13 protein-coding genes are annotated in these 14369 nt (G+C 49.3%); 3 read left to right on the top strand and 10 right to left on the bottom strand.

Going from position 1 to position 14369, the window contains the following annotated elements:
• Window positions 1-12: 12 nt before the first annotated feature.
• The gene (locus GRX76_RS09660) at window positions 13-3081 is read left to right on the top strand and encodes an error-prone DNA polymerase (protein WP_160153121.1); all 3069 of its coding nucleotides are present in this window, start codon (window positions 13-15) and stop codon (window positions 3079-3081) included.
• A 520-nt stretch (window positions 3082-3601) separates the two neighbouring features.
• Here the strand turns inward: GRX76_RS09660 and GRX76_RS09655 are convergent.
• The gene (locus GRX76_RS09655) at window positions 3602-5158 is read right to left on the bottom strand and encodes an IS1182 family transposase (RefSeq protein ID WP_160151549.1); all 1557 of its coding nucleotides are present in this window, start codon (window positions 5156-5158) and stop codon (window positions 3602-3604) included.
• Between the two features lie 395 nt (window positions 5159-5553).
• Here GRX76_RS09655 and GRX76_RS09650 point away from each other — a divergent pair, with 395 nt between their 5' ends.
• Window positions 5554-6504, top strand: a complete 951-nt coding sequence (locus GRX76_RS09650) for an IS110 family transposase (RefSeq protein ID WP_160153120.1) — start codon at window positions 5554-5556, stop codon at window positions 6502-6504.
• Between the two features lie 36 nt (window positions 6505-6540).
• Here the strand turns inward: GRX76_RS09650 and GRX76_RS19465 are convergent, their stop codons facing one another.
• From GRX76_RS19465 to GRX76_RS09635, 3 genes are all read right to left on the bottom strand, one after another.
• Window positions 6541-6744 (bottom strand): DUF4272 domain-containing protein, encoded by a 204-nt coding sequence (locus tag GRX76_RS19465; RefSeq protein ID WP_160154904.1) that lies wholly within the window; start codon window positions 6742-6744, stop codon window positions 6541-6543.
• 17 nt (window positions 6745-6761) lie between these two features.
• On the bottom strand, window positions 6762-7379 hold the full coding sequence (locus GRX76_RS09640; protein ID WP_160153119.1) for a DUF4272 domain-containing protein: 618 nt from the start codon (window positions 7377-7379) through the stop codon (window positions 6762-6764).
• Window positions 7380-7467: 88 nt separating this feature from the next.
• Window positions 7468-8580: a calcium:proton antiporter gene (locus GRX76_RS09635; protein ID WP_160153118.1), complete on the bottom strand. Its 1113-nt coding sequence runs from the start codon at window positions 8578-8580 to the stop codon at window positions 7468-7470.
• Window positions 8581-10008: 1428 nt separating this feature from the next.
• Here GRX76_RS09635 and GRX76_RS09630 point away from each other — a divergent pair.
• Window positions 10009-10950 carry an IS110 family transposase gene (locus GRX76_RS09630; RefSeq protein ID WP_160153117.1) on the top strand — a complete coding sequence of 314 codons (942 nt, stop codon included), beginning with the start codon at window positions 10009-10011 and terminating at the stop codon, window positions 10948-10950.
• 40 nt (window positions 10951-10990) lie between these two features.
• Here GRX76_RS09630 and GRX76_RS09625 read toward each other — a convergent pair whose 3' ends face one another.
• From GRX76_RS09625 to GRX76_RS09600, 6 genes are all read right to left on the bottom strand, one after another.
• On the bottom strand, window positions 10991-11290 hold the full coding sequence (locus GRX76_RS09625; protein WP_160153116.1) for a hypothetical protein: 300 nt from the start codon (window positions 11288-11290) through the stop codon (window positions 10991-10993).
• Window positions 11291-11451: 161 nt separating this feature from the next.
• Entirely contained in the window at window positions 11452-11949 is a 498-nt protein-coding gene (locus GRX76_RS09620; RefSeq protein WP_236250617.1) for a hypothetical protein, read from the bottom strand.
• A 131-nt stretch (window positions 11950-12080) separates the two neighbouring features.
• A complete protein-coding gene (locus tag GRX76_RS09615) occupies window positions 12081-12524 on the bottom strand; it encodes a hypothetical protein (protein WP_160153114.1) in 444 nt (147 codons plus the stop codon).
• Window positions 12525-12747: 223 nt separating this feature from the next.
• Window positions 12748-13191: a hypothetical protein gene (locus GRX76_RS09610; RefSeq protein ID WP_160153113.1), complete on the bottom strand. Its 444-nt coding sequence runs from the start codon at window positions 13189-13191 to the stop codon at window positions 12748-12750.
• Between the two features lie 133 nt (window positions 13192-13324).
• Window positions 13325-13768, bottom strand: a complete 444-nt coding sequence (locus GRX76_RS09605; protein ID WP_160153112.1) for a hypothetical protein — start codon at window positions 13766-13768, stop codon at window positions 13325-13327.
• A gap of 113 nt (window positions 13769-13881) precedes the next feature.
• Complete coding sequence (locus GRX76_RS09600; protein WP_160153111.1) at window positions 13882-14349, bottom strand: hypothetical protein; 468 nt, start codon at window positions 14347-14349, stop codon at window positions 13882-13884.
• Between the last annotated feature and the right edge of the window lie 20 nt (window positions 14350-14369).

The raw sequence follows: 14369 nt of genomic DNA, 5'->3' as shown, positions 1-14369 counted from the left end.
CATATCCATTGCATGCAGTACGCCGAACTTTTTTGCCAAAGCAATTTTTCCTTTCTGCAGGGCGCTTCACATCCGCAGGAACTGATCACCAGCGCCCACCAACTTGGTTACTGCGCCCTCGCCATTACCGACGAGTGCTCCATGGCCGGCGTGGTGCGCGCATACGCTGCGCTGGAAAAACTCAAAGCTGAAGGCAGTCGACTGAAGCTGATCTGCGGCAGCTTCTTCCGCCTGCAGGAAGACGCACAACAGCTGGTATTACTGGCCCCCAATAAACTCGCTTACAGTGAAATCTGCCAGATCATTTCCACTTCCCGCCTGCGAACGGAAAAAGGGCAATATCAAACCTACCTCCAGGACATTTTTGACCATTGCCAACATAGCATCTGCCTGTGGCTACCCGGAGCTACGCCGCTGACATTTCCCCCCACATTGAAAGACCACTTCCAGGACAGACTGTACATAGCACTCAACAACCGTCTACAGCCAGAACAAAACCTGCACCTGCAACAGATAAAAGAACTCGCGCACGCGGAACAGATACCACTGATTGCGACCAATGCCGCACTCATGCACAGCCGCACCCGCAAGCCCCTTCAGGATGTACTCAATGCCAATTACCACAACTGCACTCTGGATCAGCTGGGTTATCGGCTGGAGCAAAATGCCGAGCGCTATCTGCGCTCGCTGCGGGAAGTCAAATCCCTATTTCCCCAACAGGCCATTGAAAACAGTGTAAAAGTTGCCAATCAATGCCAGTTCAGTCTCGCAGAACTGCGCTACCAGTATCCTTCGGAGGTTCTACCTGAAGGAAAAAACGCGAGCGCTCACCTGCGGGAACTAGTCGAAGAGGGCATCAAGAAACGTTGGAAAAATGGCCCTGAAGCGCGTATTCAGCAGCAGATTGAAGTGGAACTGGCACTTATTGCTGAACTACGATACGAACACTACTTCCTCACCATTCACGATATTGTTCAGTTCGCTCGCAGCCAGCATATTCTTTACCAGGGGCGCGGCTCTGCTGCCAATTCGGTGGTGTGCTATTGCCTGTTCATTACCGAGATTGATCCACATCAAATCGGGCTGCTGTTCGAACGCTTTATCTCTCGTGAACGCAATGAGCCACCGGATATCGATGTGGACTTCGAGCATGAACGGCGGGAAGAAATCATCCAGTACATCTACCGGAAGTACGGCCGAGCGCGCGCGGGCCTCGCCGCCACCAAGATTACCTACCGCTTCAAAAGCGCACTGCGGGATATCGGCAAAGCCCTGGGGCTAGGCGCTGCGACCATCGAGCGCTTGCAGGCCGAGCGCACCTGGTGGGATAAGCTGGAAGACTTCCCCCGTCAAATGCAAAAAGCTGGTATAGCTCCGGACAGCACTACCGGAAAAATGCTGCCCCTGTTACTGACACAGATTTACGGTTTCCCACGTCACCTGTCGCAGCACGTAGGTGGCTTTGTCATTACCGAGCAGCCGCTCAGTCAGCTGGTACCGATTGAAAACGCCGCGATGGACGATCGCACTATCGTGCAGTGGGACAAGGAGGACATTGAAGACCTGAAACTGATGAAGGTCGACATACTCGCACTGGGAATGCTCACCGCCCTGCGCAAGTCCCTGACCTACATGGGGCTCTATGGACCCCGCATGCGCCTGCAGGATATACCCGCCGATGACCAAGCGGTATACGAGATGATGTGCCGTGCGGACACCGTCGGAGTCTTCCAGATCGAGTCCCGCGCACAGATGAGTATGTTGCCGAGACTACAACCACGGAAGTTTTACGAGCTGGTGATCGAAATCGCCATCGTCCGCCCCGGCCCTATCCAGGGTGGCATGGTGCACCCCTACCTTCGCCGCAAACAGAAACTGGAAGCGGTCACCTATCCGCATGAAAACCTGCGCCCGGTACTCGAGCGCACCCTGGGGGTACCGATATTTCAGGAACAGGTCATCAAACTCTCGATGGTCGCCGCCGGATTCAGTGGCGGCGAAGCGGACAGCCTGCGCCGTGCCATGGCCAGCTGGGGGAAAAATGGCGACCTGATTCAGTTTCGGGAAAAACTTATTCAAGGCATGCTCGCCAATGGCTATGAATATAACCTTGCCGAGCGCCTGTTCGAGCAGATGAAAGGCTTCGGCTCCTACGGATTCCCTGAGTCCCACTCCGCCAGCTTTGCCCTACTTGCGTATTTCTCCGCATGGATCAAACACCACCACCCCGCCGCCTTCTATTGTGGCCTGCTCAACAGCCAACCCATGGGCTTTTACGCACCAGCGCAACTTGTCTATGACGCTCAGCGTCATAATGTGAACATACTCCCTATTAACGTGCAGCACAGCCACTGGCAGCACCGCCTGGATCTCTCACAGCCAAATTCGCCTGCGTTGAGATTAGGGATGCGACTCATCAAAGGGCTAAAAGAAGAAACCGCCGAAGCAATCGGTACACAACAGGAACAAAAACCATTCATCGACCTACAAGACTTCCACCAACGGGTTTCCATCTCGCCAGAAGAACGGGCATCCCTGGCACAGGCTGACAGCTTTCAATCGCTCACTGAAAGCCGCTATAAAACGACCTGGCAGGCACTCAGCCTCCAACTGGAAACCCTGTCACTGGCTACCCACCAACCCGAAGTCAGCCAAGAAGATCAGACCTATAGCGACTACCTAAGCACTGGCCTGAGTCTCAGGGAGCATCCAATAGCCCTGATACGTAAGCAGCCAAAATTCCGTAACCTGCTAAAAGCCGCAGACCTAAGTCACTGCCAGAACGGCCAGATCGTAAAAGTACTAGGCCTGACAACATGTCGCCAACGCCCCGGCAGTAACTCCGGGGTTATGTTTCTCACCCTTGAAGACGAAACCGGAGTCATTAACGTGGTCCTATGGGAGCAGATACAGAAACGCTATCGCCCTGAGATTACTGGAGGAAACATTCTCGTCGTCAGTGGCCCAGTACAAATATCAAAAGAAGGAAGAGAAAACAGTTACCCCGTAATACACCTAGAAGGGCGCTGGATTCACTGTATAAAGTGGGATGAATTACAGAGTATACGCAGCTTCCATTAGATGAAGCGGCGTGCAAAAGCGGGTTAGGTTCCTAGCAAACTGCCTGTGATTGTTATGTGGTTTAGAGCACACCGAACTTATGCACACAATATAAGCTTGCAAACCCGACCACCAACCCTAAAGTACCCAGAATCGCCATTCTCCGCACGTACATACTCGCAGGTTCATAGCTCTGCTTTAAGTAAATATGTGGGAGCTGGAGAATCTCCATTTTCGAGCATCCACTATTTTTTACCCATTCTTTATTTATCGAGAACGGAGCCAAAAAAACCGACAAAAGTAGAGCAAAAAATGAAACCATCATAATCGCAAATAGAATTCTTAAAATTACTTGGTCCATACCACCTCGAACACGGACACATAACGAGCCTGTAGAAAAACGATATTCATCACTACTCTCGTCCAGCTCTTTTCAATTGACCATTACCTGGCCAAGATTTAACCACAAACCTTTAACATAATCACGCTTCCGTGTACTCACGGTGATTTTCACGCAACCGAATGTGGATATCTCTGTGCATTAATGGAGAGCACTATATCGCATCAATTTCTCGATGTTATGCACCAAGCAAAACATTCGCCACTGACCTTGAACCTTATTTTTTCCACGCAAAGAAAAGCGACTAAGCCGCTTATTCGTGCCGATATTGCCAAAGACCGGCTCCACTACCGACATTCGGTGACTGTAAATCGTTTTACCTTCGATACTATCAACGCGATTCTTCATCCAGTCTGTTGCAGTACGGCCATTGGTCCAGGTGGTGGATACTTGTCGACCATGCCCCTCTCGCGTATCGGCCGAGCTGGGATTACGCATGCACTGGTGTTTCAAGTGACAATGTCGACAGTCGGTCAGGCGCCCCTCAAAGAACAGCTTGCGCTTACCTTCGCTGACCTGCTCTTCTCTATATAGAAGAAGCTCTTTACCTGCCGGGCAGATACAGCGCTTGCGCCGTTTGTCGAACTGAAATTCACTCGCCGGAATCACCGCCTTTACTCCGACCAGCATTTCCCGGTGACGCTTACCGTGCTTTTCCTTTTGTCGAGCGAAGGCTTTATCCCGTGAGCGGAACTGGTTATCCGGGATATAAGCGTTGATACCTTCTTCTCTCAGGTACGCATAATTACTCTCATTGGAGAAACCGGTATCCGCAGTAACGATGACCTGTTCCCCAAGGATATCTTGGTGAATGCCCGCATTCCGATAACGGGAAGTCACACCATTGAGAACAGGTTTTAAAGTATGGTGCTCGGCACCTTCGCCAAAGGCCAAGGCTTCGACAATAATTTGATGCTTTTTGTCCACGGCGGCAACACCGTTATAGCCCTGGATAGTTCCCTTGCTTGTGGTCATCTTGGCCGACTCGTTGTCGGTAAGATTACTTTTTACTTCTTTCGGTTGTTTGCCTTGCCCCATCCTTGGGGCTTGCGTCTTTAGGAATTTATCGATCTTTTCAAAGTGTTTTTTCAGGGTTGCACTTGCCTGCTTTAAACGCTGTTTTCGTTCCCGCTCCACAGGCTTGCGGCCATCCAACTTCTTGTGTTCCTTCAAACAGTGCTGAATCTTTTTGCGAATCTTCGTCCGCTTCTGTTCCAGCTCCTTAAAGGTACCGGAATGCGCTTTACTTGCATTGGATGACATCTTGCAGCCATCGATCGCAAGCAGCTCATTCCCGAGAAGTCCTTCCTGGTCGCAAACCATCAAGACCTGTTCAAAGACTGACTCAATAGCATCTGGATAGCTGCTGACGAAGCTGGCGATACTGGTAAAGTGTGGAACGCTGTCACAGGAGAGTGCCTTGAAAATAATATTGTGCTCACACTGCCACTGGATTTCTCGGCTGGACGTGATGCCTTTGGAATAGGCAAACAGAACGACCTTCAAGAGTATGGCTGGATCGTATGCCGAGCGCCCACCAGCATCGTTCTTGTACTTGTCGTAAAACGCTGAAAGATTGATATGGTTATCAATTAACTGATGAAGGGTATATTCGAAGGTATTTGGCTGTAGCTGCTCTTCGAAGTTGATTACAACCATCGCGTCCTGATTGTAATCATATGGCTTGAAGTTTGGCATGGAGGGTTTCTCAGTTCTGACCCTCATATTTTATCAAAAAACAGCTATGTTTTAAGAGTTTTTCTACAGCCAGAACGCCAGCAACAGGGGCGGCCAATGCTATGCACATTTTGTGCGAAACTGGGAGCACAGCGACCCGCACAAAATGTGCATAGCGTTGGGCGTCCCGCGGAGGCCCGCAGGGCCGTAGCAAACTGCTTGCGCTTGTATGGCCTAATTCCCCAAATATTCGGTAAGGTGAGACCCGTAACTTACCGTCATAAGTTACCGGCCTGGCAGCCCGATGAGCGATTGGTCAAAAGACCGTTAACAAGCGTGGGCGCCGGGCCGACCCGATTTGCAAACTCGAACAGTCGAATGGGCCTCGAGCCCGAATTTAGCAAGGAAGAGTCATCATGACAAACCAAAAGCTAACGAAGTCCAGGGTTAATGTCGGTGTCGATGTTGGAAAGTGGAGTTTGGATATCTGCATCCACGAGAAGGAGCTGGTATGGCAGGTGGAGAACACGCCAGAAGGCATCCGATCACTAATGAATCGCCTTTCACGATATCACGTTGAACGAATCGTTATGGAAGCGACCGGCAGATATGAATTCGCACTGGCGGAAGCGGCCTATGATAAGGGCTTACCGGTATGTATAGCTAAGCCGACCTCTGTCAGGAAGTATGCTGGCGCTATAGAGCAACTCGCAAAGACGGATCGCATTGACGCTCAGGTAATTGCGGAGTATGCGGCGGTAATCAAGCCCCGCGTGACGCCAGAAAAAAGTAAGAATCTTATAGCTATCAAAGACTTACTCGCCAGGCGTCGTCAAATACTGAGTCTTCGAACTCAAGAAATCAATCGTCGACACATTATGGACGGTGGGATCAAGCGCTCCTGTCGTCGACTGATAAAGTGCTTTGATGCTGAGATTGTCTGGGTCGAAAAAAGGCTTGAGAAGCTTGTAGAAACAGAGTCCGAATGGTCAGAGAAGCGAGAGATTCTAGAGTCAGCACCTGGTGTTGGGAAAACGCTTGCGTTCACCCTGTTAGCCGATATGCCAGAACTTGGCAGTTTGACGAACAAGCAGGCCTCTGCGCTCGTCGGAGTAGCACCGATCAATCGTGATAGCGGAAAGATGCGCGGGAAACGACGGATTCAGGGAGGACGAGCCTCGGTCCGCACAACGCTTTATATGGCGACACTGAGTGCAACTCAATGCAACCCTGCGATCAAGGCTTTCTACAAAAATCTCGTAGCCCAAGGGAAGCACAAGAAAGTTGCTTTGACCGCCTGTATGCGAAAATTTATTACTATCCTGAATGCGATGATTCGAGAAAAACAAGCGTGGTGTGCAACTTAAATTTGGGGTGGTTGACACCACAGTCGCTTGTTAGGGCTAGGTATCCATTGGCACTTCATCCCAGTCCTCCTCAACACCATAAACCCAATCAATGGCTTTTCTCCGTTCGGAGATAATGCTTTCACTCAGATCGCACTCTCGCCCGGCAAGTCGGCAATTTCTCGCATACCAGTGCATTCTATAAAGTAGGTCTGATTGCGATTGAATTTCGGTAATCGGCCTCAGCTGGGCGCTTTGAATGAAGTCGCTTGTTAGGGCTAGGTATCCATTGGCACTTCATCCCAGTCCTCCTCAACACCATAAACCCAATCAATGGCTTTTCTCCGTTCGGAGATAATGCTTTCACTCAGATCGCACTCTCGCCCGGCAAGTCGGCAATTTCTCGCATACCAGTGCATTCTATAAAGTAGGTCTGATTGCGATTGAATTTCGGTAATCGGCCTCAGCTGGGCGCTTTGAATGAAGTCGCTCGGATCTACTTTGAATGGAATCTTTTGGGCCAAGTCGTCGTCACAGTGCTGGAAGTGGTCGAGTTCTACAAGGCCAATGCACCATGCCAAGGCTTGGGCACATTCCGTTTGCCAAGACATATCCACTTTATCTTGGTCGCTAAGGACTTCTTCGCGAAGCAAGCTTTTTTCGCGTTCGCTTACGAAGGGCATCAGATCGTACTGTTGAATGTGCTCCAAAAGATCGCTGCCTTTGGCACCGAAGCCAAGACCAATGACGTAAGCAAGGGCGCTGAGCCGTCCTGCTACGTCTTTTGCATTTCTCGGCGTGACCTCATCCATCCCCTCAATCGTTGGAAGGTGCGCAGGTACTTCGATACCAACAGAAACAAGATAGTCTGTTGTTCTGGATTTAATTTCTTCCATACTCATTTCTCAGGGAGCCCTAACGCTGTAAATCAGTCGCCGACGAAGGAGGTCGGCTGCATTTGATTGTTAGGCAACCCGGTCGCATTCAGGGACTGAAGATCAAAACAATGTAGACAAGGAAGATGACTAAGTGCCCGGCCCCCTCTAGTACGGTTGTGCGAGGTCCGGAGAAAGTGAGCGTGCAGAGTAGGAGCGTAAGAGCAAGCAGTGTCATGCCAACCGGGTCTAGACCGAGCACCATCGTTTTTCCAGTTATGATACCGACGCCGAGAATCGCTGGCACGGTCAGACCAATGGTTGATGCGGATGCGCCGAGGCACAAGTTGATAGATTGTTGCAGCTGATTATCGAGCGCAGCCCGTAGCGCAACGATCGCCTCCGGTGTAAATATGATGAGGGCGATGAGTACCCCACCCAGTGCAGGAGGAGCACCAAGCACGACAATGCCATGATCAATCAACATGGCGAGTTGCTTGGCCAAAAGCACGATGGGTAACATCGTAAGGACAAGTAAGCATGTATGCCCCCCGATCGCGCGACCTGCTGAACCATGCCTCTCGATTCTTGTGTTTCCGCCGTCTGCCACTTCGCTGTCTGTGAGGGAGCCTACAAAGAACAACCGGTGGCGTCCGGTTTGGATCATCAGAAAGATGCCATAGAGCGCTATCGTAAATACGGAAAAGAAAGCTGCTTGTGTGGTCGTCAGACTGCCTACAGGTTCTGCTTGCGTGAAGTTAGGCAGGACGAGCGCAATCACCGACAGCGGAATGATAACGGCGAGGTAGGCTACGGCCCCTTGAAGATTATACGCCTGCTCGCGGTGACGCCACCCACCCAAGAGCAAGGCCAGACCGACGACCCCGTTCAGCACGATCATAAGGACTGCAAACATAGTGTCGCGCCCAAGAGTCGACGCGGCCTCGCTGCCAAACACCACAGCGGCAATCAGTACGACTTCGACGATCACGATTGAGAGTGTGAGAACGAGCGTTCCGATGGGCTCACCGAGTAGTTCGGCAAGGTGATCTGCTTCCTCAACGACCCCAGAAGCACACCACAAAATGACAGCAAAAAGCCAAACAAATAGCATAGCCGAACGTAGCGTAGAACTGAGATCAGTAAGCCACGAGTCGCCAAAGAGAAGGAACAGTGCCACCGTTGCCCAAGCAATCGCGAGTCGCCCGATAATCAGAGCCATCTTTCTCATCCTCTAGTCAGCTTTGCTGCCTAACGCCCAGCGCAGGCGCAGCCAGCGCGGAGCGCCTTTTGTGTTAGTGTTTGAGCGCCAGCGAGTAACACAAAAGGTGCGTAGCGTTGGCTGTCGCTCTGCCGCTGTTTGTTAGGCATTTTGGACCTTTCGGAGCTTAAAAAATACATAAGTTCCAGTCACAACTGGACTTGCGACACAAAATAGTATGACTATGGGAACTAGCCGATTGCCTATTCCCGCGGTAAGAACCAAGACAACACTTAAAACAGCGGAAGCGAATCCAAAAATAAGAAGATTTTTTGTACGCCCGGCCAATAATGGGTCCCGGTAAGTCCGATCGAGACTTGCCAGAAATAATCCTATAACACCAAGAAGGCCGAAAACGTAACAAATTATGATTAAATTATTCTGCCAAAGATTGTAACCCTTCATCAGCTGCTCAGTGAATTTGAACACTACTGGAGCCCCGACAAGTAACATTGGGGTTACGGGTAAAATTGAAGCTAAAACTCTAAAATCCATTTCAAGCCTCGTTGATGCCTAACGCCCACAGCAGGGGCGGCTTACCTTATGCGCGTTTTGCGCGAAAATGGGAGCGAAGCGACCGCGCAAAACGTGCATAAGGTAAGTCGTCCCGCGGAGGCCCGAAGGGCCGGAGCTTCACTGCCTGTGATTGTTAGAGCGGACCTGGCAATCATGCCCGAAGCCTGCCGATGGCCAATTTTGAAAGATATACAACCACGCACAAGGCCCAAAAAATGGCTAGCGTTGGTAGTGCGAACCCAATTTGACCAGAGCATGCACTGGGCTCACTGACGAGCTCAGTCACCAATAGTACTGGAAACGGTACAAAGGCTGCCGCTCCACATGCAAATACCGTTGGAGCGAAGAAAAATGTAAGTACGCCTGCTCTCAGTGGTATTTTGGCCATGTAGCCGAACTGCTCCAACCTCCTCCATAGCCACCTTGAAGTAAAAAAAGCGGCTGTGAAGTATGCGACCAACAGCAACAAATATAAGACTATGTAGGTAATTTCTTCAGTGTCCATTCGTTGCTCTAACGCCGCCGGCAGGGGCAGCTTACCTTGTGCGCACTTTGCGCGAAAATGGGAGCGAAGCGACCCGCGCAAAATGTGCACAAGGTAAGCTGTCCCGCGGAGGGCCCCAGGCCCGGAGCAAATTGCCCGGCCTTGTATGGTTGTTCTTGTCTCATTTCGGCGTTGTACGCTCTTCTCGCTAACGGGTAAATTGAGACCCACCTTCGGCGGCCACCGAAGGCCTTGTTTATCACAGTTCGCTGCCCGGCCGGTTCATAAAGACCGATAACAAGTATGAACGTGACAAACACTCACTAGGCATAACTCGAATAGTCATGTGGGCCTCGAGCCCGAATAGCAAGGCGGAGATAGCTTATCTTATGGAATATAAAGAGATCAATGTCGGTATCGATACCAGCAGCAACCAACTCGATTTCTATGTGAGACCCACTGGCCAATTCTTTAGCGTCAATAACGATAGAGACGGTATTAAACAGGCTGTAGATAAAATACTGGCACTCAAACCCACTAGAGTATTGATTGAATCTACTGGACGACTGGAAATGGATTTTGTGTGCGCTGCCGATAAGCGAGGGCTGCCCATCGTTGTCTGCAACCCTTCGCAAATTCGGAACTTTGCAAAGTCATCAGGACGGATCGCTAAAACCGACAAGCTAGATGCCATGGATATTGCCCATTTTGGCGAGGCCATGAAACCAGCGCTAACAGTAATAAAGCCGGAAAAGCTGCGAGAAATCAGTGACTTACTTGCCGTCCGTAGCCAGTGTCTTGAGATGAGTACTATGCAGAAGAATCGTCTCAAGAGAATGCCGAAGTCAGTCCACGATCCTATCCGAAAAATCCTTACCGCGATCAAGAGCGAACTACTTAAAATCGACAAGCAACTCGACAAGTTAATCAGCAGCGTAACGGAGTGGAAGGAAAAGCGAGATTTGCTGCTAAGTGCGAAAGGTGTAGGCAACGTCCTGGCTTACACACTCATGAGCGAGCTTCCTGAACTTGGAAAACTTAATCGTAAGGAAATAGCTGCGCTTGTTGGTATCGCACCGATGAACCGCGACAGCGGGCGCTTTCAGGGGAAGCGGTTCATTCGGGGCGGGCGTCACCGTGTTAGAACGGTTCTATTTGTTTCGATGATGTCTGCGATCCAATGTCACCCAAAGCTGAAACCAATGTACGAGCGTATGGTTGCCGCTGGGAAACCAAAGAAAGTCGCTATCGTCGCGTGTATGCGCAAGCAACTCACAATCCTCAATACCATGGTTAAGAACAACACTCATTGGGATGAAAAAATGGCTTAATCACTTGACGGAGAACCATAGTCACTTGTTATGTGTGGCACTACGCATAGCGTGTTTTAAGATACTTGGCTAGAGCACCGATGGGAACCAAAATGGCTGACCAAATAACACTAAGCGCGAGAATTACCACTACGCCAGAGCCAGCTCCACCTTCGAGTTCAACGTTCATTAAAAACGCTGTAACTAAAGCCAGAATAAAACAAGCGACTGTCATTCTATACGGTGGGAGCTTATAAGCATCCGGCAACCACAAATATGCACATAGCCAAATTACAAGGCTAGGAGATAAAGCTACGCAAAGTAGAAGAAGCACAATCAAAACGTATAGAAAAATTTCCATGCTCTACTCTTGCCCTTACTTACACATAACGCCGCCGGCAGGGGCAGCTTACCTTGTGCGCCTTTTGCGCAAAAATGGGAGTGAAGCGACCTGCGCAAAAGGTGCACAAGGTAAGCTGTCCCGCGGAGGGCCACAGGCCCGTAGCAAATTGTACGGCCTTGTTAGGTGCACTTTTTGGTACTAAGCCAAACCATAGCACTATAAGTAGGCTGGTTGCCGCTATTACGAATAGTAAACTTCTCGAAGCTGGCCGATATGATGCGCTCGCACCTCGATTTGAGGGATGCGTTAATTCGCGTGACCAAGCTTGTAGACATCAAGGCCTCTTGAAACGCTGCGCGTAAAGCGACCACCTTAGGGTTGTGCATATTTCCAGCCGACGCTAAGGCTTCATTGTGAAGTTCTGGATATTTTGATGCTAAGAAATCATGCAGCTCATTTTGTATTTTAACATCCTCCACCGACGGAAATGTTCGAAAGTGCTTTAGCCAAACATCATCAGGAACAAGAGCGATTGCTTCTGACAGTGAGCCCTTCCCCTCATTGGTATCAGAAACCGTAGCCCAGCCATGCTCGCTAATGTATTTGCTCCAGCCAGTACTTTCACCGAATAGTGCAGGTGAAAAAATAAGGCTTAAGAGTAATACGAAGATTCTCATATGTACGAGCACCTAACGCCGCGCACAGGGGCGGCTTACTTTATGCGCGTTTTGCGCGAAAATGGGAGCGCAGCGACTAGCGCAAGACGTACATAAAGTAAGCCGTCCCTCTGCTGCGCTTTGTTAAGCCTTCATTCCCAGAGCTCTAGAAAGCTCTTACGAAGCTCTGCGTGTTCCTGCTCTGACATATTGGAAATTGCCAATCCTTTATTACATCTATTTTGAATAAGGTATTCTTGCCAGCTAGGTGGAGCCCCCGGAAGCCTTTCTTCTGGTTGTGGCCGTACAAAGTGGACCAGCTTAAGCGTAAAGTAACTAAACTCTTCTTCTTCACGCAAAATTTTGAAAGACTGCCAAAAGTGCAAATGGCCAAACAAAACAGAGATCATTAAAAATAACGAAACGAACGGTACAAACCGTAAGCTTTTTGAGAATACACCGATCAAAAGCTCAACAAACGACCAAATTAAGAGCAACAAGAATACTAGAGAATACATCCAAAATGGATTCAAGGTGTCATGGCGATAGTCCCATACATCTTCGAGGCTCCAACATTCAAATGGAGTCACTGTCATATAAATATGGGATCGAAAAAATATTAGAACTGCCGTAACTGACAGCACTAGTACCATGACTCTCCAACAGTTTGATTCTACGTATCTCATTCTTCTAGTGGCTTAACGCCGCCAGCAGGGGCAGCTTACCTTATGCGCGTATTGCGCGAAAATGAGAGCGCAGCGACCCGCGCAATACGCGCATAAGGTAAGCTGTCCCGCGGAGGGCCGAAGGCCCGGAGCTTTACTGCCTGGCATTGTTATGTGCGCGCTTAGGGAGGAGATCTGAAAGCTGGTATAAATGTGGCAATGGACCACAAGTAATTGGCTCCCCATTTTTTGGCGAATATTCGTACTTTATTGAGACCTGCGCCTTTTTAAGAAACTCTTCGCTTATATAAATGTGTGAAATCTTGTACTTACTTATATCTATGCCGCTGAAGTCTTCTTCCGCAGGTCTTATCTGTAAATCTGCCGAAATATAGTTTTCGCTCTCATCTTCAACGTTCAATATTATGTACGAAACTGGAACCCCATTGTATTCACTCGGATAGTAGATGGTTACACCCTCTTCAAAAGAATTTTGCCATCTGTCCATTAAAACTTTAGGGCCGATCTGGTCTTCATCATCACAACCAACTGCCAACGGTACGTTGACCAGAACTAAGAATAAGAGGAGGAATCTCATTTTTATCTGCTCACATAACGCCGTGCGCAGCGGCGGCTTACTTTATGCGTTTTTTGCGCGAAGATAGGAGCGAAGCGACTGCGCAAAAAATGCAAAAAGTAAGCCGTCAGCCTGCCGCACCTTGTTATGCATTTCATACTGCGCTCCGTGGCTTCCACACAGCAATTAGCCAAAACACGAAAAACACACCTGCAGAAAGCAATGAACCCGAAACAGAATTCCAGAAGTTAAGAACATAGCCGGCTTTGGTAACGTTTCCATCCTCCACGATCTGCGTCTGTGAATGATATAGCTCATCATAGCCACTGGCACTGAAAGTAGAGAAACCGAAGTACAATATGAGACACACAAAGAACATTACCACCGGATAATGCCACCCTTTGGTAAGGCAAAAAGTCTTCAGAATCACGTGCGAAACAGCAGCCGTGAAAAAGAACACGGTAAATGCAAAAAAAGTATTGATAACCACCCATTTGGAGAATGCGGAATGGCTAAGATACGGCAGCGACCATACAGCTACCAATATCCAAGGGCAAAAAATCATTCCAGCAATAGACCGATAACTTTCAGTTTTCATATGCATAACGCCGCAATCAGACGCGGCTTACTTTGTGTGCTTTTTGCACGAAAATGGGAGCGCAGCGACCGTGCAAAAAGTGCACAAAGTAAGACGTCGGCTGCATTGCTTTGTTAAGCGGGGTCTGGCTCCTCACCCTTTTTTAGGAAGTGGTTTACTATTGAAGGACCATATTGATGGTAAAGATCCATAGCCTTACGAGTTACATACCGGACTAGAAAATAGGAAATAATAATCCCTGGAATAATTACCCACCAATTGAAGTTGTATTGGTCCGGGTTTCTGAAAATATGCACTACTGAACCAAGCCCTAATCCGCCTAGCGCGCCTCCCACCATGAGCGAAAATAGGCCAAGCGCTCCATAGATTGCTCCTGATACCCACCCTATAGCTCCAAACACCACGAAAAAGGCTAAACCAGCGAGAGCACCAACGGTTCCGCCACCCAAGATATCGGCGAACATTTGGAAAAATGATTTTTTCTCTACACCAAACGTAAGAATTATCTGAAGGCAGACCCACGTCGATGCACCAAGCACCGAGTACCTTACGATTTTTTCTGCGATTTTCTTTTGGTTCATTCTTATACTCGCTTAACGCC

Source organism: Microbulbifer sp. ALW1 (genome assembly GCF_009903625.1).
In the GTDB taxonomy this organism is placed as follows: domain Bacteria; phylum Pseudomonadota; class Gammaproteobacteria; order Pseudomonadales; family Cellvibrionaceae; genus Microbulbifer.
This window is presented reverse-complemented; position numbering and strand designations above follow the sequence as displayed.

What these genes read in the sequence shown, in the direction of transcription:
- GRX76_RS09660 (WP_160153121.1), top strand. Translation starts at nt 13, where the DNA reads ATGCAGTACGCCGAACTTTTTTGCCAAAGCAATTTTTCCTTTCTGCAG.
- GRX76_RS09655 (WP_160151549.1), bottom strand. Translation starts at nt 5,158, where the DNA reads ATGCCAAACTTCAAGCCATATGATTACAATCAGGACGCGATGGTTGTA.
- GRX76_RS09650 (WP_160153120.1), top strand. Translation starts at nt 5,554, where the DNA reads ATGACAAACCAAAAGCTAACGAAGTCCAGGGTTAATGTCGGTGTCGAT.
- GRX76_RS09640 (WP_160153119.1), bottom strand. Translation starts at nt 7,379, where the DNA reads ATGGAAGAAATTAAATCCAGAACAACAGACTATCTTGTTTCTGTTGGT.
- GRX76_RS09635 (WP_160153118.1), bottom strand. Translation starts at nt 8,580, where the DNA reads ATGGCTCTGATTATCGGGCGACTCGCGATTGCTTGGGCAACGGTGGCA.
- GRX76_RS09630 (WP_160153117.1), top strand. Translation starts at nt 10,009, where the DNA reads ATGGAATATAAAGAGATCAATGTCGGTATCGATACCAGCAGCAACCAA.
- GRX76_RS09625 (WP_160153116.1), bottom strand. Translation starts at nt 11,290, where the DNA reads ATGGAAATTTTTCTATACGTTTTGATTGTGCTTCTTCTACTTTGCGTA.
- GRX76_RS09620 (WP_236250617.1), bottom strand. Translation starts at nt 11,949, where the DNA reads ATGAGAATCTTCGTATTACTCTTAAGCCTTATTTTTTCACCTGCACTA.
- GRX76_RS09615 (WP_160153114.1), bottom strand. Translation starts at nt 12,524, where the DNA reads ATGACAGTGACTCCATTTGAATGTTGGAGCCTCGAAGATGTATGGGAC.
- GRX76_RS09610 (WP_160153113.1), bottom strand. Translation starts at nt 13,191, where the DNA reads ATGAGATTCCTCCTCTTATTCTTAGTTCTGGTCAACGTACCGTTGGCA.
- GRX76_RS09605 (WP_160153112.1), bottom strand. Translation starts at nt 13,768, where the DNA reads ATGAAAACTGAAAGTTATCGGTCTATTGCTGGAATGATTTTTTGCCCT.
- GRX76_RS09600 (WP_160153111.1), bottom strand. Translation starts at nt 14,349, where the DNA reads ATGAACCAAAAGAAAATCGCAGAAAAAATCGTAAGGTACTCGGTGCTT.